Source organism: Streptococcus dysgalactiae subsp. dysgalactiae (assembly GCF_900459225.1).
GTDB classification, from domain to species: domain Bacteria; phylum Bacillota; class Bacilli; order Lactobacillales; family Streptococcaceae; genus Streptococcus; species Streptococcus dysgalactiae.
The window spans coordinates 1,523,515-1,547,791 of record NZ_UHFH01000003.1 but is presented as its reverse complement, the minus strand read 5'-3'; the positions used below and the strand labels follow the sequence as shown (position 1 = coordinate 1,547,791).

The window sequence follows — 24,277 nt, the reverse complement described above, 5'->3', positions numbered from 1 at the left end:
AAACAGGAACCTTAGAAAGGACATCATGAGTTTAGCAACTGACTATTTTAGCCGACAGACCCCCATAGTTGAAAAGTTAATAGCTTACGGGTTTGAGAAACGAGACAATGGTTACTTCTATAACGAACAGTTTATGGAAGAGGAATTTGAGGCGCAACTTAGAATTGATGAGGCTGGTAATATCTGGGACAGGGTTATTGATTGTGACTTGGAGGAGGATTATTTGCCTTTACAACAGGCAGCCTGCCAAGGAACCTATAGTGGGCAGGTCAGAGCGGCCTATTTGGAACTTTTGGAGCGTTTATCAGTAGCCTGTTTTGAAGCCACTCCTTTTCAGTCAATGCAAGCTAATAGACTTGCTAAGCATATCACCAAAGAATGGTCTGACCCAATGGACTATCCTTTTGAGAAGCACCCAGACCTTGCAACTTATCGGGTAGGGGGGAAATGGTATGCCATGATTTTTTCTCTCTTGGCTGATAAATTGGACCAGATACCAGAGAGATTAGTAGGACAGATATGTGAAGTGATGACTGTCAAAGTTAATCCCAAGAATTTACCTCAGTTACTGCAGCAAGAGGGCATTTACCCTGCCTACCATATGTCAAAAAACAATTGGGTTAGTGTTGTCTTGGATGATAAAGTAACAGATGATCAGCTTTTGGGGTTAGTCACTCAAAGTCGTCAACTAGTCAACCCCAAGGGTCTTTCTAATCCTAATGGTCCTGATTATTGGGTCATTCCAGCTAATTTGAAATACTATGATATTGATGCAGAATTTGCAGCCAATGATGTGATTTTATGGACTCAAAAAGCTGGTATTGCCGTGGGAGACTACGTGCTGATTTATATGACAGCCCCAGTCAAATCCATTCGCTATACCTGCCAAGTTCTAGAAACCAATATATCTAACCAAGGCTATCGTAAAAATTCTAACATTGACAAACTCATGCGTCTCCGAAAATGCCAACAGTACGAGGATGATCTCTTGTCTTTTGATCTTATGAAAGAACATGGCGTAGCTGCAGTGAGAGGACCAAGACGATTAAGCTCTCAATTAATTGCATTTTTAAAGGAAAAAGAGTATCTTAAAGAAAATAACTAAGGGGACTAAAGGAGAATAAGAGATGGTTCAATTTGTAGCAGATCAAAGTTTTTGGGAACTTTTTCCAGATGCCAAACTAGGTGTCGTCTTATTAAAGGATGTTCAGAATCAAGGGGAGTCACCAGAAGATGTCAAACAGCTATTAGGAGACAGCCATGAGTTGGCAAAAGCTTATTTAACAGCAGACAATTTTAGTGATAATCAGGTAGTTCAAGTCTACCGCAAGGCCTATCAACAATTTAAAACCAAAAAAGGGGCTCGCTCTAGCATTGAAGCTCTTCTCAAGCGAGTATCAAATGGTCAAACGCTTCCGTCTATTAACCCACTAGTGGATATTTATAATGCGGTTAGTCTACGTTTTGGTTTACCTGTTGGAGCCGAAGACAGTGACAGTTTTGTTGGAGATTTACGTTTGACGGTAACAGATGGTGGTGACGACTTTTACTTGTTTGGGGATGCTGACAACAACCCAACCTTGCCGAATGAACTGTGTTATAAGGATGATATTGGAGCGGTTTGCCGTTGCCTTAACTGGCGAGATGGTGAACGCACCATGGTGACAGAACACACTAAAAATGCTTTTTTGATTATCGAAGCCCTTGATCAAGAAGGTCAGAATAGGTTACAACATGCTCTTGACTTCATTGAAGGCAGCGCTAAAATGTACCTTCATGCAATCACTTCTTTGCATATGTTGGATAAAGACAATCCACACGTGACACTTTTTACAGAAAACTAGATTAGTATGATGAGTTTTGTAAAATAGAAGGTTAACAAAAAAGCGAGTAAACGAATGTCCTGTCATTTAGGTTTTCGTTTACTCGCTTTTTGATGAGATCTTGCTGCTGCCCTAGTAAAAGGTGAGAACTAAGGTGATGACTAGATTGTATATCACATAAAGGTTTTCTGTGAAGTTTTATTTGTTACTAAAGAAGAAAGGTGGCGTGTAGTGACTGAGGGTTTCGTAACAAGCCTTAGCTTGCTCATTGTCCTCGCAAACGATCAAACAAGTATCATCCCCGCAAACCGTTGCTACAATTTCTGGAATTTGCATGGCATCTAAGATGGATCCAAAAGATTGAGCCAGTCCTGGTAGGGTTTTTAAAATGATTTGGTTTTGAACCACCTTTAACATGACCAAGGCATCTTCCATGTAAAAACGAAGCCGATGTTCCCAGCGGGTTTGTGAAATAGCTAGCGCTTCATAGTGTGTATCGTTACCAGAAGTCACTTTAACCAGATTTAATTCCTTCATGTCACGAGATAGGGTTGCCTGTGTAATGGTAATGCCATTTTTACGCAATCGCTCCTGCAATTCTTGCTGGGTATGTATGGTTGTTTCGGAGATGAGGGAACGTATCAGTTGATGACGTGTCTCTTTCTTATTCATTTTTATAATCTTCCTTTAACGTAATTGATAACAATCCGAGTATAGCAAAAAGAGAAGAAGGTGTAAAGTTTTTGATGAATCGCTTACAAAATATAGGTTTTTATGATAAAATAAAAGTGACGTTTAGAAAAGGAGGCTTATGTGATTCGAAGAGAAGATTACCAATACCTTAGAAAATTAAATGATTTTCGTCACTTTTCTATTGAACAATTTGACAAAATTGTGGGTCAAATGGAATTCCGAAAAGCTAAAAAAGATCATATCCTTTTTTTCGAAGGGGACAAGAGAGACAAGCTTTTTCTAGTGACCTCTGGTTATTTCAAGGTGGAGCAGTCCGATCAATCAGGAACTTTCATGTATACGGATTTCATCAGACACGGCACCATTTTTCCTTACGGTGGCCTCTTTACAGATGATTATTACCATTTTTCAGTAGTAGCCATGACAGATGTGACCTATTTTTACCTGCCTACCGAACTTTTTGAAGACTACTCCATCCAAAACCGTCAACAAATGAAACACTTGTATAGTAAGATGTCTAAGCTGCTCGAGTTACATGAGTTGAAGGTCCGAAATTTGATTACATCAAGTGCCAGTTCTCGTGTGATTCAGTCTTTGGCAATTTTATTAGTGGAAATGGGGAAAGACAGTGATACTTTACCTTTTCAGTTGACTACGACTGACATTGCCCAGATGAGTGGGACTACAAGAGAAACTGTCAGCTATGTGTTGAGAGACTTGAAAAAAGACAAGTTGATCACCATTAAAGGGAAGTACTTGACCTATTTAGACAAAGATTACTTCTTACAGTATACAAAATGATAACACAATCAGAAAACACTTATTTAAAAGTTTTTTCTGATTTTTTTTAATTTATAACTATAAATTTTTACAATAAAATGTAAAAAACATACAAGTAAACGAATACAAATTTATAAAGATAGATTTTCCACCAAAAAAGTGTAAGCGATTACACAAAGTAAACGTGAGAAATATCCTATTTTTATCCCAGGTATAGAGTACACTAGGAATGTAAGCAAGAGTTAAGAATCTTGACGGTGAATTCACAAAAAACCATTTAGAAAGAGGTAATTCTTATGACTGCTCAAACACCAATTCATGTCTATTCTGAAATTGGAAAATTAAAAAAAGTGTTGCTCCACAGACCTGGTAAGGAAATTGAAAATCTTATGCCAGACTACTTGGAACGCTTGTTATTTGATGACATTCCATTCTTAGAGGATGCCCAAAAAGAACACGATGCTTTTGCCCAAGCTTTACGTGACGAAGGTGTGGAAGTACTGTATCTTGAAACCTTAGCTGCAGAATCTCTTGTCACTCCAGAAATTCGCGAAGCTTTCATTGATGAGTTCCTAAGCGAAGCTAACATTCGTGGAAGAGCTACTAAAAAAGCTATTCGTGAATTGTTGATGGCTATCGAAGACAATCAAGAATTGATTGAAAAAACCATGGCAGGAGTTCAAAAATCTGAACTTCCAGAGATCCCAGCATCTGAAAAAGGCTTGACTGACTTGGTTGAATCCAATTACCCATTTGCGATCGACCCAATGCCAAACCTTTATTTCACACGGGACCCATTCGCAACTATCGGTACGGGTGTTTCTCTCAACCACATGTTCTCAGAAACGCGTAACCGTGAAACCCTTTATGGTAAATACATTTTCACTCATCACCCAATCTATGGTGGTGGCAAAGTGCCTATGGTTTATGACCGTAATGAAACCACTCGTATTGAAGGTGGGGACGAACTTGTTCTTTCAAAAGATGTGCTTGCGGTTGGTATTTCTCAACGTACAGATGCTGCTTCTATTGAAAAATTGTTGGTTAACATCTTTAAACAAAATCTTGGTTTCAAGAAAGTATTGGCCTTTGAATTTGCAAATAACCGTAAATTCATGCACTTAGACACTGTCTTTACCATGGTCGACTATGACAAATTTACCATTCACCCAGAAATTGAAGGCGACCTTCGTGTTTACTCTGTCACTTACGACAATGAAGAACTTCATATCGTTGAAGAAAAAGGTGATTTAGCAGAACTTCTTGCTTCTAACCTTGGTGTTGAAAAAGTTGACCTTATCCGTTGTGGTGGTGACAACTTAGTAGCAGCAGGTCGTGAACAATGGAACGATGGTTCTAACACCCTTACTATCGCACCAGGTGTGGTTGTGGTTTATAACCGTAACACCATTACTAATGCCATTCTTGAATCTAAAGGCTTGAAGTTGATTAAGATTCACGGAAGTGAATTGGTTCGCGGTCGTGGTGGACCTCGTTGTATGTCAATGCCATTTGAACGTGAAGATATTTAGTAAGTTATGGTAAAGGTGATTGTAGGTCAGGAGCCTTTTCAAAGGGCAGCTAGTCTGTATCTTCGCTTCTGTGTCTTTGTCCTTGAACGAAACATTGCCATGGTAGATGAATTTGATGCCAATGATGAAAAAGGGACGGTTTATGCAGTTGTTTATGATGATGACCAGCCCGTTTCAACAGGACGATTTTTAGCTGAAACGAAAACAGAAGCACGATTAACACGAATTGCAACCTTAGCAGACTATCGTGGGCAGGGTTATGGAGCTAAAGTCATGAAGCGCTCGAAACTTATGCCCGACAGGAAGGCTTTCGCCAACTAACCATTCACAGCGAATTGACAGCACAAACCTTTTATGAAAGCCTAGGTTATCAGGCCTATGGTCCCAAGTATTTAGAAGATGGTGAGTATTGTCAATCCCTTGTTAAAACCATTGCTTAATGGGAGAAGAATATGGACATAGCAATGCTAGTTGCGATTGTTGGTGGTCTATTAGGCTGCTATCTCTATCTCACAAAAAATAATGAACCCAAAGATTAAGTTAATACTCGAAGGAGACAATAGATGACACAAGTATTTCAAGGACGTAGCTTCCTAGCAGAAAAAGATTTTACACGCGCTGAATTAGAATACCTCATTGATTTTTCAGCTCATTTGAAAGATTTGAAAAAACGTGGTGTGCCTCATCACTACTTAGAAGGTAAAAACATTGCCCTCTTGTTTGAAAAAACATCAACTCGTACGCGTGCAGCTTTTACAACAGCAGCCATTGACCTAGGTGCTCACCCAGAATACCTTGGTGCCAATGACATCCAACTTGGTAAAAAAGAATCAACTGAAGACACTGCCAAAGTATTGGGTCGTATGTTTGATGGGATTGAATTCCGTGGCTTTAGCCAACGTATGGTTGAAGAATTGGCAGAATTCTCAGGTGTGCCAGTTTGGAATGGTTTGACTGATGAATGGCATCCAACCCAAATGCTTGCTGACTATTTAACAGTGAAAGAAAATTTTGGCAAACTTGAGGGCCTTACCCTTGTTTACTGTGGTGATGGACGTAATAACGTTGCCAATTCCCTTCTTGTGACTGGTGCTATCCTTGGGGTTAATGTTCATATCTTCTCACCAAAAGAACTCTTCCCAGAAGAAGAGATTGTGACATTAGCTGAAGGCTATGCTAAAGAAAGCGGTGCTCGTATTCTCATCACAGAAGATGCTGACGAAGCTGTTAAAGGCGCAGATGTGCTTTACACAGACGTTTGGGTATCAATGGGTGAAGAAGACAAATTCAAAGAACGTGTTGAATTGCTTCAACCATATCAAGTCAACATGGACCTTGTTAAAAAAGCAGGAAATGATAAACTTATCTTCTTGCACTGCTTGCCAGCTTTCCATGACACCAACACCGTTTATGGTAAAGATGTTGCTGAAAAATTCGGCGTGAAAGAAATGGAAGTCACTGATGAAGTCTTCCGCAGTAAATACGCTCGTCATTTTGACCAAGCTGAAAACCGTATGCACACTATCAAAGCGGTCATGGCAGCAACTCTTGGCAACCTCTTTATTCCAAAAGTGTAATAAGGTTTGGTACTCCTTAACTCATTTCACATATCAATGTGACCCCTTTAATTTAACAATTTAACTACTTAAAAAACGTACTTTAACTACATGACAAGTCGTTCTGGTTCTCGTGTCCTTGACCGGAACTGGGACGGCTTATTTTTATGAAAAGGTAAGAGGTAATCATTATGACAGAAGAAAAAAAACGGGGCTTTAGAATCCCTTCTTCTTACACCGTTCTTTTTATCATTATTGCCATTATGGCAGTATTAACCTGGTTTATTCCAGCTGGTGCCTATGAAACTGCCAAAGACGGTGGCGTTATTTCAGGCACTTACAAAACTGTGGCATCCAATCCTCAAGGTTTCTTTGACATCTTGATGGCGCCTGTCCGAGGCATGTTGGGTGTTGAAGGTACTGATGGAGCTATTCAAGTGTCTTTCTTTATCCTAATGGTTGGTGGCTTTTTAGGAGTTGTCAATAAAACAGGTGCCCTTGATACAGGAATCGCATCTGTTGTTCGTAAAAACAAAGGCAGAGAAAAAATGCTGATTGCTATTTTGATTCCTTTGTTCGCATTAGGTGGCTCTACTTATGGTATGGGTGAAGAAACCATGGCTTTCTACCCACTTTTGATTCCAGTAATGATTGCCGTTGGTTTTGACAGTATTGTTGCTGTGGCTATTATTCTGATTGGTTCTCAAATTGGGTGTTTGGCTTCAACAATTAACCCATTCGCCACAGGTGTAGCAGCAGATGCTGCTGGTGTTAGTATTGCAGACGGGATGATTTGGCGGATTATTCAATGGTTTATCCTTGTCGGCATGTCCATTTGGTTCGTTTACAATTATGCTAGTAAGATTGAAAAAGATCCAAGCAAATCGTTGGTTGCAGACAAGGCAGAAGAGCATAAGGAATTTTTCCAATTGCAAAATTCTGGTGAAGAACTAAGCAAACGCCAACGTCATGTTCTTGCTATTTTTACCTTGACTTTTGTCATTATGATTCTTAGTTTGATTCCGTGGGAAGATTTTGGTATCAAGCTATTTACTAATATTAATACTTGGTTAACCACTATGCCTATTTTAGGTGGCGCTATTGGGAAAACCATGGGAGCATTTGGTACATGGTACTTCCCAGAAATTACTATGCTCTTTATCATGATGGGGGTATTGGTTGCTATCGTTTATCGTATGAGTGAAGATGATTTCCTTAGTTCCTTCTTGACTGGTGCAGGTGAATTCTTGGGCGTAGCCATAATCTGTGCAATTGCGCGTGGTATTCAAGTTATCATGAACGGCGGTATGATTACAGCCACTATTCTTCACTGGGGTGAAACTGGACTTTCAGGATTGTCTTCTCAAGTCTTTATCATTCTTGCCTATATTTTCTATCTCCCAATGTCCTTCTTGATTCCATCAACATCAGGACTTGCTGGGGCAACAATGGGTATTATGGCACCGCTTGGACAATTCTCAAATGTTCCTGCCCATCTTGTTATTACAGCCTTCCAGTCAGCTTCTGGTATTTTGAACATGATTTCTCCAACTTCAGCAATCGTTATGGGAGCTCTTGCGCTTGGTCGAGTTGACCTTGGTACTTGGTGGAAATTCATTGGTAAATTTATTGTAATGGTAATGCTTGTGAGCGTGCTATTACTTGTAGTTGCAACATTCTTTTAACAGATAGGAGGTTCCTATGGAATCCTATATCAACCCCCAACATCAAGAGGCCTGTGTGGCTGCCATTAAACAGATTGTTTCCTACCCTTCTGTTCTTAATGAAGGGGAAAATGGCACACCTTTTGGACAGGCCATTCAAGACGTTCTTGAAGCCACTTTAAACTTATGTCAAGGCCTTGGCTTCCATACTTATATAGATCCTAAGGGTTATTATGGTTATGCTGAGTTAGGTAATCAAAAAGAGGTCTTGGCTATTCTGTGCCATTTAGATGTTGTCCCAGAAGGGGACCGTCAGTTATGGCAGACAGATCCATTTGACTGTGTCGAAGCCGATGGTTGTTTGTTTGGGCGCGGTACTCAAGACGACAAAGGGCCTAGCATGATGGCGCTTTTTGCCACCAAAGCCTTGATAGATGCAGGTGTAACCTTTAATAAACGCATTCGCTTTATTTTCGGGACAGACGAAGAAACCTTGTGGCGGTGCATGAATCGCTACAATGAGCTAGAAGAAAAAGCGACCTTTGGGTTTGCTCCTGACTCAAGTTTTCCATTAACTTATGCCGAAAAAGGCCTACTTCAGGCAAAACTAGTGGGGAAAGGTTCTGATAAACTGTCACTTGAAATCGGACAAGCCTACAATGTTGTTCCTGCAAGAGCCTCTTATCAAGGTGATAAGCTGGAGACATTGCAAAAAGAACTAGATAAGCTTGGCTTTGAGTATGTCGTCAAAGAGGACAGTTTAACGGTTTATGGTCTCGCTCAGCATGCTAAAGATGCTCCGGATGGGATCAATGCCCTCATCAGACTTGCCAAAGCCTTAGTGGTCCTTGAACCCAATGAAACCCTTGATTTCCTTGCCAATGTCGTTGATGAAGATGGCAGAGCAATCAACATTTTTGGACCAGTCGAAGATGAACCTTCAGGCAAATTGAGTTTTAACGCCGCAGGGCTTACCTTAACCAAAGATAAGGCAGAAATTCGCCTAGACATTCGGATTCCAGTTCTGGCGGATAAGGAAAAATTGGTCCAACAATTAAGCCAAAAAGCGCAAGAATATGGTCTAACCTACCAAGAATTTGATTATTTGGCACCTTTATATGTGCCATTAGAGAGTGAATTGGTAACGACCCTATTAACAGTCTATCGGGAAAAAACCGGTGATCAAAGCCCTGCCCAATCATCAGGAGGGGCAACCTTTGCCAGAACAATGGACAATTGTGTTGCCTTTGGTGCCCTTTTCCCTGATGCTGTTCAAACGGAACACCAAGAAAATGAACACATCGTTTTAGCGGATGCTTACCGCGCTATGGATATTTATGCGGAAGCTATTTACCGACTAACGCGATAACAATACATGAGGAGTAATTATGACGAAACAAAAAATCGTGGTCGCACTTGGAGGAAATGCTATTCTTTCAACAGATGCGTCAGCAAAAGCACAACAAGAAGCCTTGATTTCCACATCAAAATCATTGGTTAAATTAATTAAAGAAGGTCATGAAGTTATCGTGACCCACGGCAATGGCCCACAAGTTGGTAACCTCTTGTTACAACAAGCGGCAGCAGATTCTGAAAAGAATCCAGCCATGCCTTTGGACACTTGTGTTGCCATGACAGAAGGTAGCATCGGTTTTTGGTTAGTCAATGCCCTTGATAATGAATTGCAAGCCCAAGGCATTCAAAAAGAAGTAGCAGCTGTTGTCACTCAAGTGATCGTGGATGCCAAAGACCCAGCTTTTGAAAACCCAACAAAACCAATTGGCCCATTCCTTACCGAAGAAGATGCCAAAAAACAAATGGCAGAGTCTGGTGCAAGTTTCAAAGAAGATGCTGGTCGTGGCTGGCGTAAGGTTGTACCATCACCAAAACCAGTTGGCATTAAAGAAGCCAACGTCATCAGAAGTCTGGTTGATTCTGGCGTCGTTGTGGTTAGTGCTGGTGGTGGCGGTGTGCCTGTTGTGGAAGATGCAACTAGCAAGACCCTTACGGGTGTGGAAGCCGTTATTGACAAGGACTTTGCTAGCCAAACCCTTTCAGAATTGGTGGATGCAGACCTCTTTATCGTTTTGACAGGGGTTGACAATGTTTATGTTAACTTCAACAAACCTGATCAAACAAAATTGGAAGAAGTAACGGTCTCTCAAATGAAAGAGTACATCACACAAGACCAATTTGCACCAGGTAGTATGTTACCAAAAGTGGAAGCTGCCATTGCTTTTGTGGAAAACAAACCAAATGCCAAAGCCATTATCACATCACTCGAAAACATTGACAATGTGTTGTCAGCAAATGCTGGTACACAAATTATCGCAGGCTAAACAAGAGGACTTTCGTCAAGTCACTGACTAGTCAGACAATCCATTCGGGAACGACGAATCATTTGTTCTTGATGATATCATTGATTTGACTCTTCTAACGCTTTCAATCCTCATGATAGCTCTCACGATAGGACTCATTATATTTAACAAGAAAGGCTAAATTTCAATGAAATTGGTCTTTTCTTTTACTTTTAATAAGTGTATAATAGTCATACTATTTTTTATTTTTCAACAATAAATTAAATAAGAGTAGGCTAGGTTCAGCTTTTACTAATGTTGCTGATTCTAATAGACCCAAGAGGTCACCAAAAAAGAAGGAGGAGCTATGAAGAAAAGTTTTATTCATCAACAAGAGGAGATTTCATTTGTTAAAAATACGTTCACACAGTATTTGATTGCTAAACTTGATGTTGTTGAAGTGCAAGGACCCATTTTAAGTCGGGTCGGGGATGGTATGCAAGATAATTTGTCCGGTATTGAAAATCCAGTATCTGTCAATGTCTTGAATATTCCTAATGCAACCTTTGAAGTTGTGCATTCACTAGCAAAATGGAAACGTCACACCTTAGCCCGTTTTGGCTTTAATGAAGGTGAAGGTCTTGTTGTTAATATGAAGGCTCTCCGACCTGATGAGGATTCACTTGACCAAACCCACTCGGTGTATGTTGATCAATGGGATTGGGAAAAGGTCATTCCTGATGGCAAGCGCAACCTAGCCTATCTCAAAGAAACCGTTGAAACCATTTATAAGGTGATTCGTCTAACCGAATTAGCTGTTGAAGCCCGTTATGATATTGAAGCGGTTCTACCAAAGAAAATTACCTTCATTCACACCGAAGAATTGGTAGCTAAATACCCTAACTTGACACCCAAAGAACGCGAAAATGCGATTACCAAAGAATTTGGTGCGGTCTTCTTGATTGGTATTGGTGGCATCCTACCTGATGGCAAGCCGCATGATGGTCGTGCTCCTGACTATGACGACTGGACAACAGAATCTGAAAATGGCTATCATGGCCTCAATGGTGATATCTTGGTTTGGAATGACCAGCTTGGTTCAGCCTTTGAATTATCCTCAATGGGGATCCGTGTGGATGAGGAAGCCCTAAAACGTCAGGTAGAAATTACTGGTGACCAAGACCGATTAGCTTTTGATTGGCATAAATCCTTGTTAAATGGGCTCTTCCCGCTCTCCATCGGTGGAGGTATTGGTCAATCACGTATGGCCATGTTTTTATTACGTAAAAAACACATTGGAGAAGTCCAAACTTCCGTATGGCCTCAAGAGGTTCGTGATAGCTACGATAATATCTTGTAAGCTAATCGCAGAATTCTGTGGGTAAAACAGACAGGCGACTCGGATTACTTTTAATCTTAGTGACGATTATTTTTGAACTCAGTAAAGGCTTTGGACCCTTGTCCTAGCCTTTTTTTAAGGTTAGTTACTAAGAATTTTGAAAAAAGAAATTATTTTTAAGGTTAGTTACTAAGAATTTTGAAAAAAGAAATTATTTTTAAGGTTTGACCTTAGAAATTTGCTATAATGAATGGTATGAGAATTGTATCTGGTGAATTTGGCGGGCGTCCCTTGAAGACGCTCGATGGTAAAACAACTCGTCCTACATCTGATAAAGTTAGAGGGGCGATTTTTAGCATGATTGGACCCTATTTTGATGGGGGTCGGGTTCTAGACTTATTTTCAGGGTCTGGTGGTTTGTCTATTGAAGCGGTTTCTCGCGGCATGTCATCTGCTGTTTTGGTAGAACGTGATCGTAAGGCGCAGGCTATTATCCAAGAAAACATCAAGATGACCAAAGCAGAACAACAGTTTACTCTCCTGAAAATGGAGGCTGAACGTGCTATTCATCAGTTGAGTGGCCAATTCGATTTGGTATTTTTGGATCCTCCTTATGCTAAGGAAACTATTGTCGCTAACATTGAAGCTCTGGCTGCCAATGAGTTATTGAGTGACGACGTTATGGTGGTGTGCGAAACGGATAAAAACGTGGTTTTACCAGAGGAAATTACAAACTTAGGGATTTGGAAAGAGAAAACCTATGGTATTAGTAAGGTAACAGTATATGTCAAGTAAAATAGGACTTTATACAGGATCGTTTGATCCTGTCACCAATGGGCATCTGGATATTATTAAGCGAGCCAGCCAATTATGTGACCATCTCTATGTCGGGATTTTTTATAATCCTATAAAGGAAGGGCTATTTACCCCTCAAACGCGTCAACTGATGCTTAAACAGGCTTTAGCAGAAATGACCAATGTGAGTGTCGTGATGGCAGAAAATCGCTTAGCTGTTGATGTAGCCAAAGAGTTGCAGGTCACTCACTTGGTTAGAGGACTACGAAACGGTGCTGATTTTGATTACGAAGCCAATTTGGAGTATTTCAATCACATGCTAGCTCCGACACTTGAGACCGTTTATTTCATTTCTAGAAATGAATGGCAACAACTTAGTTCGAGTCGAGTCAGAGAGCTGATTCATTTTCAGTCCTCTTTGGAAGGACTAGTGCCTCAATCAGTTATGACTCAAGTGGAGAAAATGAATGAAAACAATTAAAAAAATTAAATGGTGGCTGATTAGCCTAATTGCCCTCGTGGCTCTGCTTATCGTCCTCTTTTTCCCTCTTCCTTACTATGTTGAAATGCCTGGCGGAGCCTATGACATTCGATCTGTGGTCAAGGTTAATGGCAAAGAAGATAAAGATAAAGGCTCCTATCAGTTTGTGGCAGTCAGTCTCAGTCGAGCCAGTTTAGCTCAATTGCTCTATGCTTGGCTAACCCCTTTTACTGAAATCAGTTCAGTTGAGGATACCACAGGCGGTTATAGCGATGCAGACTATATCCGCATTAATCAATTCTACATGGAAACCTCACAAAATGCTGCGGTCTATCAGGCATTGACCTTGGCAGACAAACCAGTTACTTTGGACTACAAAGGGGTCTATGTGTTAGATGTTAGCAAGGATTCAACCTTTAAAGGTGCTTTAAACTTAGCAGATACGGTAACGGGAGTGAATCACAAACAATTTACGAGTTCAACAGAACTTGTGGACTATGTCTCTCATTTAAAACTTGGTGATAAGGTGACTGTGCAGTTTATTAGTAATAGCGAATCTAAGTCTGAAACAGGTCGTATCATCAAACTAAAAAATGGTAAAAATGGTATCGGCATTGCTTTAACAGACCATACTAAAGTCAATTCAGCAGACAAAATCGAGTTTAGTACCCAAGGTGTTGGGGGTCCTAGTGCAGGCTTAATGTTTACACTAGATATCTACGACCAAATTAATAAAGAAGACCTTCGTAAAGGAAGACATATCGCCGGGACAGGAACCATTGGTAAAAATGGTGAAGTTGGAGATATTGGCGGTGCGGGTCTTAAGGTCGTTGCTGCTGCAGATGCTGGTGCTGAGATTTTCTTTGTGCCGAATAATCCTGTGGAAAAAGCTGTTAAAAAAGCCAATCCAAAAGCTATTAGCAATTATGAAGAGGCCAAGCGAGCAGCCAAGCAGTTAAAAACAAAAATGAAAATTGTTCCTGTAACAACTGTTCAGGATGCCCTAGCCTACCTTCGTCAATAAACGAGGTTAGTCCTCTAGAAGACAACTAAATCGTGAAACAGCTGAGTCAGTTAGATGTGTTTTGACCTCATCTAGCTGGCTTTTTTATGTGCCTTAAAAACTTTAGCTGGTAGTAATAAGATAATCGACGCTCTAATAGCTTACAGGTTGAACTAGTGGTTCTAAAAAAGAATGATCTCTTTCTTTAAAATGCTAGAAAATAGTTGACAAGCAAAAAGAAAACGGTTACAATAACAAATGTGAGAACGGTTCCACAAATGAATAGAAAGGAGGACAACTAATGGCAACGATCAAACAAGTCGCTGAAGAAGCAGGTTTATCCAAATCAACAGTTTCCAGATATATTTCTCAAAAAGGCTATGTTTCTGATGAAGCTAGAGATAAGATTAAGGCTGCCATTGCCAAATTACATTATAGTCCCAACGTCTTGGCCCAGTCTTTAAAAACTAAAAAGAATCAGTTAGTTGGCCTCCTCCTTCCTGATATTTCTAACCCCTTCTTTCCGCGCCTAGCAAGAGGAGCTGAAGAATACCTGAAAGAAAAAGGTTATCGGGTCATGTTGGGTAATATTTCAGACAGTGAAGCCCTAGAGGAAGAATATGTTCATGTCCTTCTTCAAAGCAACGCGGCAGGTATTATTACGACTCATGACTTTACCAAGCGTTATCCAGACTTGCCTATTCCAGTTGTGGTGGTAGACCGTGTTGACCAAGAAACGCAGTATGGTGTCTTTTCAGATAATAAAGCAGGAGGGCTCTTAGCTGCTCAAACGGTTTGGCAAGCGGGAACAGAAGAAGTGCTTTTGATTAGAGGACCGCTAGACAATGCCGAAAACATTAATGAACGGTTTGAAGCAAGCCTCTCTTATCTACACGAAAAAGAGGTTACCCTTCGCATCTGCGATAGCCAGAGTTTTGATTTTGAAAGCATTCAGTTGGAAGCTAGTAAGAACCTCGACGTCTATCCAATCATTGATAGTATTATAGCCCCGTCAGATATTCACGCCATTGCTTACATTCACGAGCTGCATTCCCGTGGAAAGAAAATTCCTCAGGATGTGCAAGTGATGGGTTACGACGATATTTTGATGAGTCAATTTATTTACCCTTCCCTGTCAACCATTCATCAATCCTCTTATTTGATGGGGCATTATGCAGCTGAACTGGTTTATAACATTGCCAATCAGTTGCCAGTGGAAGCTAATCGCATAAAATTACCAGTTCACTATGTGGAACGTGAGACTATAAGGAGAAAAAATGAGTAAGATTGTTATTGTCGGCAGTATCTCCATGGACCTTGTGATGAAGACCAATCGGATTGCGCAAGAGGGAGAGACGGTTTTTGGAGATAGCTTTGCTATGGTTCCTGGTGGTAAAGGGGCTAACCAAGCTGTTGCAGTTGGTCGCTTAGCCTCCCAAAAAGATCAGATTAACATGCTGGGAGCTGTGGGTGAGGATTCCTTTGGCCCTCTTTTATTACAAAATTTAGCAGACAATAGTCTTAATGTGGATTTTGTGGGAACGGTACCATCTTCATCTGGTATTGCTCAAATCACTATTTTTAACCATGACAACCGAATTATTTACTGTCCCGGAGCGAATGGAGAGGTTGACACAACTCTTTGGGAAAAAGAATGGGATGTATTAGAGGCAGCTGATTTGGTTATTCTTCAAAATGAAATCCCGCACCAAGCTAATTTGGCCATAGCTCAGTTTTGTCATGATAAAGGCATCAAGGTGCTCTATAACCCTGCCCCTGCAAGAGAAACAGATAAAGAGATGCTAGGCTTGGTCACCTATTTCACACCAAACCAGCATGAAGTTCAAGAACTCTTCCCAGATAAAGAGTTAGACACTATTCTTGAGGCATATCCAAATCGTCTTATTGTTACTTTGGGAACTAAGGGGTCTACTTACTTTGATGGGCAAGTTATTCAATTGATTCCAGCCATTAAGACTGAAGCTATTGATACGACAGGTGCTGGAGATACCTTTAACGGAGCCTTTGGTTTTGCTGTTTCAAAAGGATTAGATATGCGTGAATCTTTAACATTTGCGACCTTGGCCTCACACTTATCTGTTCAACAATTTGGTGCCCAAGGTGGCATGCCAACATTATCAGAAATGAAGGAGCACGACGCTTATGAAAAAGCATGGGATTTTGAATAGTCATTTGGCTAAACTGGCAGATGATTTAGGACACACAGACCGTGTCTGTATCGGTGATTTAGGACTTCCTGTTCCAGACGGTGTTGCTAAAATTGATTTGGCACTCAAACCAGGACAACCTAATTTCCAAGACGTCTTAGCAGTTTACTTAGAGCATGTGTTAGTCGAAAAAGTTATCTTAGCAGAAGAAATTAAAAGCCAAAATCCAAAACAATTAGAGGATTTATTAGCTAGATTGGATAGCTCAGTTATTGTGGAGTACGTTAGCCACGAGGAATTAAAAGCGTTGACCAAGTCAACTAAAGCTGTTGTGAGAACAGGTGAAAATACTCCTTATTCCAATGTCATCTTGCAGTCAGGGGTGACAATTTAGAAAGGGGACACTAGCATGAAAATTGACATGAGAGGGATTTCCAAGTCTTTTGGAACCAACAAGGTACTGGAAGGCATTGATTTAGTGGTGACTTCAGGAGAAGTTCATGCCTTGATGGGAGAAAATGGTGCAGGTAAGTCTACCTTGATGAATATTTTGACAGGACTTTTTCCAGCAAGTTCTGGAACCATTTTGATTGATGGAAAAGAAATGGTCTTTGCGAATCCACAAGAAGCAGAAGCATTTGGCATTAGTTTTATTCATCAGGAAATGAATACATGGCCCGAGATGACGGTACTTGAAAACCTCTTTTTAGGTCGAGAAATCAAAAAAGCTTTTGGACTTCTAGATGATAAGGCCATGAAGGAGAAGGCTAGGTATGCATTCAAAAGATTAGGAGTGTCTATTCCTTTGGATAAGCGTATTGGAGATCTCTCAGTTGGTCAGCAACAGATGATTGAAATTGCTAAAAGCCTCCTGTCTGAAGTGTCACTATTAATTATGGATGAACCGACAGCCGCTCTTACTGATCGCGAAACTGAAAATCTCTTCAAAATTATTGGCAGTTTAAAAGAAGAAGGTGTTGGTATTGTCTATATTTCCCATCGTATGGAAGAAATCTTCAAAATTACTGATGTGGTAACGGTCATGCGAGACGGGATTGTCGTTGACACGAAGCCAACTCAAGAGACGACTCCAGATGAACTGGTCAAAAAAATGGTTGGACGTGATATCGAAGATTATTATCCAGAAAAAACAGCTACTATTGGCTCAGTTGCCTTTGAAGTTAAGGAATTATCCGGACAAACTTTTCAAGGGGTTTCGTTCCAAGTAAAACAGGGCGAAATTCTTGGCTTTTCAGGGTTAATGGGTTCTGGTCGAACCGAAGTGATGCGAACCATTTTTGGTTTAGATCCTAAACAGTCAGGACAGGTTATGATTGATGGGAAAGAAGTCATGATTCATAATCCAGCTCAGGCGATTAAGTACGGCATCGGATTTTTGACGGAAGATCGAAAAGATGAGGGGTTGATTTTAGACTTTAGCATCAAAGATAACATGACCTTGCCAAGTACCAAAGATTTCAGTAAGCATGGTTTCTTCGACGACAAAACCACTACCACCTTTGTTGAGCAATTAATTAACCGCTTGCGTATAAAATCCGGGACGCCCACTTTACCGGTTGGAAATCTTTCTGGTGGGAACCAGCAAAAGGTTGTCCTTGCGAAATGGATTGGCATTGCTCCAAAAGTGTTGATTTTAGATGAACCCACTAGAGGGGTAGATGTTGGTGCCAAACGCGAAATTTACCAATTAATGAATGAATTGGCAGAGAGAGGTGTGCCTATTATTATGGTCTCTTCAGACCTTCCAGAAGTATTAGGCGTTAGTGATCGGATTATGGTCATGCACGAAGGACGTATTGCTGGCCAACTTTCTCGTGAAGAAGCTAGTCAGGAAAAAGTCATGCAGTTGGCAACAGGAGGAAATTAAGGTGAAACAAGTAATGAAATACATGTCAGAGTTAACCACTCTGGTCGCACTCGTTGGGTTAATGATTGTCATCACGCTGATTAATCCTAACTTTTTAACCACAAACAACTTATTAAACTTACTTTTACAGGTAACCGCTAATGGTTTTATTGCCTTTGGGATGACTTTTGTCATTTTAACTGGTGGGATTGATTTATCGGTAGGTTCGATTTTAGCTCTCTCAAGTGCTCTCTCAGCTGGATTTATAGCTTCAGGTGTACCTGTTCCCTTAGCTATTTTATTAGCTGTTATCATGGGGGGCTTGTTTGGTATGTTAAATGGTCTCTTTATTTCTTATGGGAAATTAGCGCCATTTATCGTCACCTTGGCTACCATGACTATTTTCCGAGGAGCAACGCTTGTGTATACTAATGGGAATCCCATTACTAAAGGATTGTCTGACTCATTCCTCTTTCAGTTTTTAGGACAAGGGTATATTGTCGGTATTCCTTTCCCAGTTATCCTTATGTTTATAGTCTTTCTTATTTTGTATGTGCTCTTGCACAAAACTGCCTTTGGGAAATCTGTTTACGCGCTAGGAGGCAATGAAAAAGCAGCGTATATCTCAGGTGTTAAACTCAATAAAGTCAAACTTATTATTTATACCATTTCAGGAATGATGGCCGCTATTTCTGGATTAATTATTACTTCTCGTTTGAGTTCTGCTCAGCCAACGGCTGGTAGCAGTTATGAAATGGATGCTATTGCAGCCGTTGTTCTTGGAGGAACTTCTTTATCAGGAGGTAAAGGGCGTATCCTAGGAACATTGATTGGTGCCTTGATTATTGGGGTCCTTAATAACGGGTTAAACATTATTGGTGTATCAGCCTTTTGGCAACAAGTGGTAAAAGGGATTGTTATCTTGATTGCCGTGTTACTAGATCGCTTTAAAGTTGCAAAATAAGGGAAATGTTTCAGTTATTGTTGGCATGCTAACGCATGTACGGTCTTAGTGTTAAATAATTTTTAAAAAGGAGACATCATGAAATTTACGAAAAAACTTGGCTTTCTAGCCTTACTTATGTCAATGCTTCTTGTCCTAGGGGCTTGTGGAAAAACTGGTCTAGGAAATTCTTCTGGAACAAGCAAAGAGGTGACAAAAAAAGCTGCAAAAGACTTGAAATTAGGGGTATCTATTTCCACTACGAATAACCCTTACTTCGTCGCTATGAAAGATGGTTTAGACAAGTATGCTGATAAAAAAGAAGTGAGCTTAAAAGTCGCTGATGCTCAAGATGACGCAGCACGTCAAGCGGATGATGTGCAAAACTTTATTAGCCAAAATGTGGATGCTATTTTGATAAATCCAGTGGACTCAGATGCCATCGTGCCAGCAATTAAAGCTGCTAACAATGCTAGTATCCCTGTTATTCTTATTGACCGTGGTAGCAATGGTGGTGACGTTTTAACAACAGTTGCTTCTGATAATGTTGAAGCGGGTAAAATGGCTGCTGACTACATTGTGAAAGAGCTTGGTGAAAAAGCAAAAGCCTTTGAATTGTCAGGCGTTCCAGGAGCTTCAGCGACTGTAGACCGTGGTAATGGTTTTAACAAAGTTGCGAAAGAAAAATTAGAAGTTTTATCAAGTCAGTCAGCTAACTTTGACCGTGCTAAGGCCTTAAACACAGCACAAAACATGATTCAAGGAAACAAAGACGTTCAAGTCATTTTTGCCCAAAACGATGAAATGGCACTCGGAGCTGCTCAAGCTGTTAAATCAGCAGGCCTTCAAAATGTTTTAATCATTGGTATTGATGGTCAACCAGATGCTCACCAAGCTATTGAAAAAGGTGATATTACAGCAACAATCGCTCAACAACCTGCTAAAATGGGTGAAATTGCTATCCAAGCGGCTATTGACCACTACAATGGAAAAAAAGTGGATAAAGAGACCGTCTCACCAATTTACCTTGTTACCAAAGAAAATGTTGACAAATACAATTGGTAAATTAACTATAACTGCTCTTAAGCCTAGGCTTAAGGGCTTTTTTTAAAAAGTCATCATTAGCATCGAAACTTCAAAAGTGCTATAGTGGTTTCAAACAGACCGCTAATCATTTCGCTCAAGCTAGAGATCCTTAAGGAGAAAGTTATGATAATATTAGTCATTACAGGAGTGACTGGACATTTAGGACAGGCTGTCGCACAGGCTTTAGCTAAAGAAGGAGTATCTTTTCGCCAATTGGCAAGAAGACCACATAAGGTTGCTCCATTGCCTAATACCACCATTCACCAAGCCAACTATGATTGTAGCTTAGAAACACAGAAAGCTTTACGAGGAGTAGATGTCTTGATGATGGTATCATCCCATGAGAGCCTTAATCGTTTGGAAGAGCATAAAGCTTTTATTGGTGCAGCCAAAATGTCAGGAGTTAGACACATCATTTACACCTCATTTTATCAAGCCAGCCCCAATTCGACCTTTACCTTAGCTAGAGAGCATGCCGCAACCGAGGCTTACATCAAAGAAAATGGGTTAACGTATACTTTTTTAAGAGATAATTTTACCTAGATTTTTGGGGTGACTTGGGCTTAAAAAATGGTGAATTAAGAGGGCCAGCTGCAGAGGGGAAAGTGTTAGCTGTCGTACGGTCTGATGTGGCAGAAGTAATAGCGACAATCAGTCAAAACCCTCAAAATTGGGAGAACAAAACCTTGGATCTGACTGCTCCTGAGAACCTAAGTTTGTCAGTTATTGCTCAGAAACTTAGTCACTGGTCTCAAAAAAGCATTCCTTATAGTTCAGAAACCATTCCAGAAGTTTATGACTCTCATCAATCTTGGCCAGCTCAAGACTGGGAATACGATGCCTGGGTGAGTACCTATACAGCTATCACTGCAGGTGAACAATCGGGTATTTCCCCAGCTATCGAAACCGTTTTAGGACGACCAGCTAAATCCTTAGACCAGTTCTTAACAGAGAATCATTCTTAAACATCTTAAGTGAGAGATTTAACTTAGACCGATGGTGATTGGTAGCCGTTCTTGCTATGATGACTCACGCCAAACGCATGAAGAAACTTTTGTTTTCAGAAAACTAGATTCATAATGACAAAATCAATCAAAGTAGTACACTATAGATGAGGTTACTACGATGATTGATTTTATTATTTCTATTGATGATTGCGCAGTTGAATTGGATAGTCGTCAATCTTGGAAAATTCGCTACCCCTTATTAACCATTCTATTTCTTGTCTTCGTTTGTCAGTTAGCCGGCATTGAAACCTGGAAGGAGATGGAAGATTTTATTGAAATGAATGAACCATTGTTTGCGACCTACGTTGATTTGAGTGAAGGTTGTCCGTCTCATGATACCTTAGAGCGTGTGATTAGTCTTGTTAATTCAGACCGTTTAAAAGAGCTTAAAGTTCAATTTGAGCAATCATTGACAAGCTTAGATGCCGTTCATCAACTGATTTCAGTGGACGGTAAAACGATTCGAGGCAATCGAGGTAAAAATCAGAAGCCTGTTCATATTGTAACGGCTTATGATGGGGGTCATCATCTTAGTTTGGGACAGGTAGCGGTTGAGGAGAAAAGTAATGAAATTGTTGCCATTCCTCAGTTATTGCGGACGATTGATATCCGTAAAAGCATTGTAACGATAGACGCAATGGGCACGCAGACGGCTATCGTTGATACGATCATTAAAGGTAAAGCAGACTATTGCTTAGCCGTCAAAGGAAATCAAGAAACACTTTATGATGATATTGCTCTTTATTTTAGTGATGTCAACTTATTGGAAGAACTCCAAGAAAATGGACAGTATTATCAGACTGTTGAAAAATCTAGGGGACAGATTGAAGTTAGAGAATACTGGGTGTCTTCCGATATCAAATGGTTGTGTCAAAACCATCCCAAATGGCATAAGTTACGTGGTATTGGGATGACTCGTCACACGATTGATAAGGATGATCAGCTGAGTCAAGAGAAACGTTATTTTATCTTTAGCTTTAAGCCGGATGTCCTCACATTTGCCAATTGTGTACGAGGTCATTGGCAGATAGAGAGTATGCACTGGTTATTGGACGTTGTTTATCATGAAGATCATCATCAGACATTGGATAAAAGAGCCGCATTTAACCTAAATCTTATCCGAAAAATGTGCTTATATTTTCTCAAAGTGATGGTATTTCCTAAAAAAGACCTCAGTTATCGTCGCAAACAACGGTATATTTCTGTCCATTTGGAAGATTATTTAGTCCAATTATTTGAAGAAAGAGGCTAAGCAGATGATTGATTTAAAAAGGAATCTTTTCAAAATTGATGTCCGGGCACAAAAGGATGAAGAGAAAGTTTTCATGCGTACGGCGTGTATGATGACTTGTTTCCTACTTACAAAAGCTTAAAAATAGTGTATAATAGATGAGTTACGGGTAACGTTGAAACTCGGTTTTGTCAGTCACTCTAATTCTAAGGAAATAAACTATTCCTACATGATTGACAAGAGTAGCAGGAGTTACCACGATTGAAATAACCTAACCATTGATATTTAAGGATTCTTATGAAAGGAGTCACATGAAAAAAGACATTTCACCAGAAATGTATAACTACAATAAATTTCCTGGGCCAGAATTTAGTCACTTTGACCAGCAGGTCAAGGCAGAAGGTATAGCGTTCCTCTTGCTTGAAAATGTTAAAAATGCCTTTGATACGACCAGTTTTGGTCAACGTTATACAGAGATTTTACTCAAGTACGACTATATTGTTGGCGATTGGGGAAATGAGCAACTACGTCTCAAAGGGTTTTACAAGGACAGTAATGACGTTAAAAAAACAAACCGCATTTCACGCTTAGAAGACTATATTAAAGAGTTTTGCAGTTTTGGCTGTGCCTATTTTGTTTTGGAAAATCCTAATCCCAAAGAAATCACTTTCGAAGAGGAGCGTCAGCCAAGGCGGAAAAAGTCCTCTAAGTCAAAACCAAATCGACGGAAATCAGGTCAAACAAATCCACAGGTAGCACCTCAAAAAAACAAACAGAAGCGTTCTCCAAAGGAAAAACCAGTTGACAAACAAACCTTTACTAGTAAAAAGCGTAAAGAAAACAGTAAGAGCAGGTCGAAACGTAATCAGACCAAGCAGCTTAATGCTAAGTTTGATCACTTTATTATCAGAAAGAAGGATCAGTAATCCATGAAACCATCCATTTACAGCTTGACCCGGGAAGACTTAATTGCTTGGGCTATTGACCACGGACAAAAGAAATTTAGAGCTACCCAAATTTGGGATTGGGTCTATAAAAAACGTGTTCAGTCTTTTGATGACATGACTAATATTTCCAAAGATTTTATTGCTATTTTAAAGGAAAATTTTTGTGTCAATCCTCTGAAGCAACGTATTGTTCAAGAGTCAGCTGACGGAACTGTTAAGTATTTGTTTGAGTTACCAGATGGTATGCTCATTGAAACAGTTTTGATGCGCCAGCATTATGGGCATTCTGTTTGTGTTACCACACAAGTTGGTTGTAATATTGGCTGTACCTTCTGTGCTAGTGGTTTAATCAAAAAACAGCGTGATTTAAACAGTGGTGAAATCACAGCTCAGATTATGCTAGTTCAAAAATACTTTGATGAGCGTGGTCAAGACGAACGTGTCAGTCATGTGGTTGTTATGGGAATTGGTGAGCCATTTGACAATTACCAAAATGTGATGAGTTTCTTACGGACGATTAATGATGACAATGGTCTGGCTATTGGTGCTCGCCATATTACGGTATCAACTTCCGGTTTGGCGCATAAGATTCGTGAGTTTGCCAACGAAGGAGTGCAGGTTAATTTGGCGGTATCACTTCATGCCCCTAATAATGACTTGCGTTCAAGCATCATGAGAATCAACCGATCTTTCCCACTCGAAAAACTTTTTGCAGCCATTGAGTATTATATTGAAACAACTAACCGTCGTGTAACCTTTGAATACATCATGTTAAATGAGGTCAATGATGGTGTTGAGCAGGCCCAGGAGTTGGCAGACCTGACTAAAAATATTCGCAAATTGTCTTACGTTAACTTGATTCCCTACAATCCTGTTTCAGAACACGACCAATACAGCAGAAGTCCTAAAGAACGCGTTTCAGCATTTTACGATGTGTTGAAGAAAAACGGTGTCAACTGTGTCGTGCGTCAAGAGCACGGTACCGATATTGATGCGGCCTGTGGACAATTACGTTCCAATACCATGAAAAAAGACCGTGAAAAAGCTGCAGCAACCAACGCATAA

At 40.2% G+C, this 24,277-nt stretch carries 22 protein-coding genes and 2 pseudogenes; 23 read left to right on the top strand and 1 reads right to left on the bottom strand.

Features of this window, described 5'->3' with window-relative positions; all coding sequences use genetic code 11:
• Nucleotides 1–25 precede the first annotated feature (25 nt).
• Entirely contained in the window at nt 26–1,105 is a 1,080-nt protein-coding gene (locus DYD17_RS07970; RefSeq protein ID WP_115253021.1) for an MmcQ/YjbR family DNA-binding protein, read from the top strand.
• Between the two features lie 22 nt (nt 1,106–1,127).
• Nucleotides 1,128–1,844 carry a B3/B4 domain-containing protein gene (locus DYD17_RS07965; RefSeq protein ID WP_115276449.1) on the top strand — a complete coding sequence of 239 codons (717 nt, stop codon included), beginning with the start codon at nt 1,128–1,130 and terminating at the stop codon, nt 1,842–1,844.
• 177 nt (nt 1,845–2,021) lie between these two features.
• Here DYD17_RS07965 and DYD17_RS07960 read toward each other — a convergent pair whose 3' ends face one another.
• Nucleotides 2,022–2,495, bottom strand: coding sequence for an arginine repressor (locus tag DYD17_RS07960; protein ID WP_003051927.1), 474 nt, complete (start codon nt 2,493–2,495; stop codon nt 2,022–2,024).
• A gap of 141 nt (nt 2,496–2,636) precedes the next feature.
• Here DYD17_RS07960 and DYD17_RS07955 point away from each other — a divergent pair, with 141 nt between their 5' ends.
• The 21 genes and pseudogenes from DYD17_RS07955 (at nt 2,637) to rlmN (ending at nt 24,277) form a co-directional block, all read left to right on the top strand.
• Nucleotides 2,637–3,317, top strand: coding sequence for a Crp/Fnr family transcriptional regulator (locus tag DYD17_RS07955; RefSeq protein ID WP_003051925.1), 681 nt, complete (start codon nt 2,637–2,639; stop codon nt 3,315–3,317).
• 275 nt (nt 3,318–3,592) lie between these two features.
• Nucleotides 3,593–4,828 carry an arginine deiminase gene (arcA, locus tag DYD17_RS07950; RefSeq protein ID WP_115246259.1) on the top strand — a complete coding sequence of 412 codons (1,236 nt, stop codon included), beginning with the start codon at nt 3,593–3,595 and terminating at the stop codon, nt 4,826–4,828.
• A 6-nt stretch (nt 4,829–4,834) separates the two neighbouring features.
• Nucleotides 4,835–5,268 (top strand): annotated as a pseudogene (locus tag DYD17_RS07945) (GNAT family N-acetyltransferase).
• Between the two features lie 123 nt (nt 5,269–5,391).
• On the top strand, nt 5,392–6,405 hold the full coding sequence (gene argF, locus DYD17_RS07940; protein ID WP_003051917.1) for an ornithine carbamoyltransferase: 1,014 nt from the start codon (nt 5,392–5,394) through the stop codon (nt 6,403–6,405).
• Between the two features lie 170 nt (nt 6,406–6,575).
• Nucleotides 6,576–8,069 (top strand): YfcC family protein, encoded by a 1,494-nt coding sequence (locus DYD17_RS07935; RefSeq protein WP_003051915.1) that lies wholly within the window; start codon nt 6,576–6,578, stop codon nt 8,067–8,069.
• Between the two features lie 16 nt (nt 8,070–8,085).
• Entirely contained in the window at nt 8,086–9,417 is a 1,332-nt protein-coding gene (locus tag DYD17_RS07930) for a dipeptidase (RefSeq protein ID WP_115253019.1), read from the top strand.
• 19 nt (nt 9,418–9,436) lie between these two features.
• Entirely contained in the window at nt 9,437–10,387 is a 951-nt protein-coding gene (arcC, locus tag DYD17_RS07925) for a carbamate kinase (protein ID WP_003051912.1), read from the top strand.
• Between the two features lie 325 nt (nt 10,388–10,712).
• On the top strand, nt 10,713–11,705 hold the full coding sequence (asnA, locus tag DYD17_RS07920; RefSeq protein WP_003051908.1) for an aspartate--ammonia ligase: 993 nt from the start codon (nt 10,713–10,715) through the stop codon (nt 11,703–11,705).
• 234 nt (nt 11,706–11,939) lie between these two features.
• Complete coding sequence (gene rsmD, locus DYD17_RS07915; RefSeq protein ID WP_003051907.1) at nt 11,940–12,479, top strand: 16S rRNA (guanine(966)-N(2))-methyltransferase RsmD; 540 nt, start codon at nt 11,940–11,942, stop codon at nt 12,477–12,479.
• The gene (coaD, locus tag DYD17_RS07910; RefSeq protein ID WP_003051905.1) at nt 12,469–12,960 is read left to right on the top strand and encodes a pantetheine-phosphate adenylyltransferase; all 492 of its coding nucleotides are present in this window, start codon (nt 12,469–12,471) and stop codon (nt 12,958–12,960) included. The genes rsmD and coaD overlap by 11 nt, the downstream gene beginning before the upstream one ends.
• Entirely contained in the window at nt 12,947–13,984 is a 1,038-nt protein-coding gene (locus DYD17_RS07905; protein WP_115253017.1) for a SepM family pheromone-processing serine protease, read from the top strand. Before coaD ends, DYD17_RS07905 begins: the two co-directional genes overlap by 14 nt.
• Nucleotides 13,985–14,264: 280 nt before the next feature.
• The gene (locus DYD17_RS07900; RefSeq protein WP_003051900.1) at nt 14,265–15,248 is read left to right on the top strand and encodes a LacI family DNA-binding transcriptional regulator; all 984 of its coding nucleotides are present in this window, start codon (nt 14,265–14,267) and stop codon (nt 15,246–15,248) included.
• Entirely contained in the window at nt 15,241–16,152 is a 912-nt protein-coding gene (gene rbsK / locus DYD17_RS07895; RefSeq protein ID WP_115253016.1) for a ribokinase, read from the top strand. Before DYD17_RS07900 ends, rbsK begins: the two co-directional genes overlap by 8 nt.
• Nucleotides 16,127–16,525 carry a D-ribose pyranase gene (gene rbsD, locus DYD17_RS07890; RefSeq protein ID WP_003051896.1) on the top strand — a complete coding sequence of 133 codons (399 nt, stop codon included), beginning with the start codon at nt 16,127–16,129 and terminating at the stop codon, nt 16,523–16,525. Before rbsK ends, rbsD begins: the two co-directional genes overlap by 26 nt.
• Nucleotides 16,526–16,540: 15 nt before the next feature.
• Entirely contained in the window at nt 16,541–18,019 is a 1,479-nt protein-coding gene (locus DYD17_RS07885) for a sugar ABC transporter ATP-binding protein (RefSeq protein WP_115253015.1), read from the top strand.
• A gap of 1 nt (nt 18,020) precedes the next feature.
• Entirely contained in the window at nt 18,021–18,962 is a 942-nt protein-coding gene (locus DYD17_RS07880) for an ABC transporter permease subunit (protein ID WP_037584987.1), read from the top strand.
• 78 nt (nt 18,963–19,040) lie between these two features.
• The gene (locus DYD17_RS07875) at nt 19,041–20,006 is read left to right on the top strand and encodes a substrate-binding domain-containing protein (RefSeq protein ID WP_022554978.1); all 966 of its coding nucleotides are present in this window, start codon (nt 19,041–19,043) and stop codon (nt 20,004–20,006) included.
• A gap of 150 nt (nt 20,007–20,156) precedes the next feature.
• Nucleotides 20,157–20,992, top strand: a pseudogene (locus tag DYD17_RS07870) (SDR family oxidoreductase).
• A gap of 160 nt (nt 20,993–21,152) precedes the next feature.
• Nucleotides 21,153–22,286: an ISAs1-like element IS1548 family transposase gene (locus DYD17_RS07865; protein ID WP_115276448.1), complete on the top strand. Its 1,134-nt coding sequence runs from the start codon at nt 21,153–21,155 to the stop codon at nt 22,284–22,286.
• A 290-nt stretch (nt 22,287–22,576) separates the two neighbouring features.
• Nucleotides 22,577–23,191, top strand: coding sequence for a YutD family protein (locus tag DYD17_RS07855; protein WP_115253013.1), 615 nt, complete (start codon nt 22,577–22,579; stop codon nt 23,189–23,191).
• Between the two features lie 3 nt (nt 23,192–23,194).
• Nucleotides 23,195–24,277 (top strand): 23S rRNA (adenine(2503)-C(2))-methyltransferase RlmN, encoded by a 1,083-nt coding sequence (gene rlmN, locus DYD17_RS07850; protein WP_003051885.1) that lies wholly within the window; start codon nt 23,195–23,197, stop codon nt 24,275–24,277.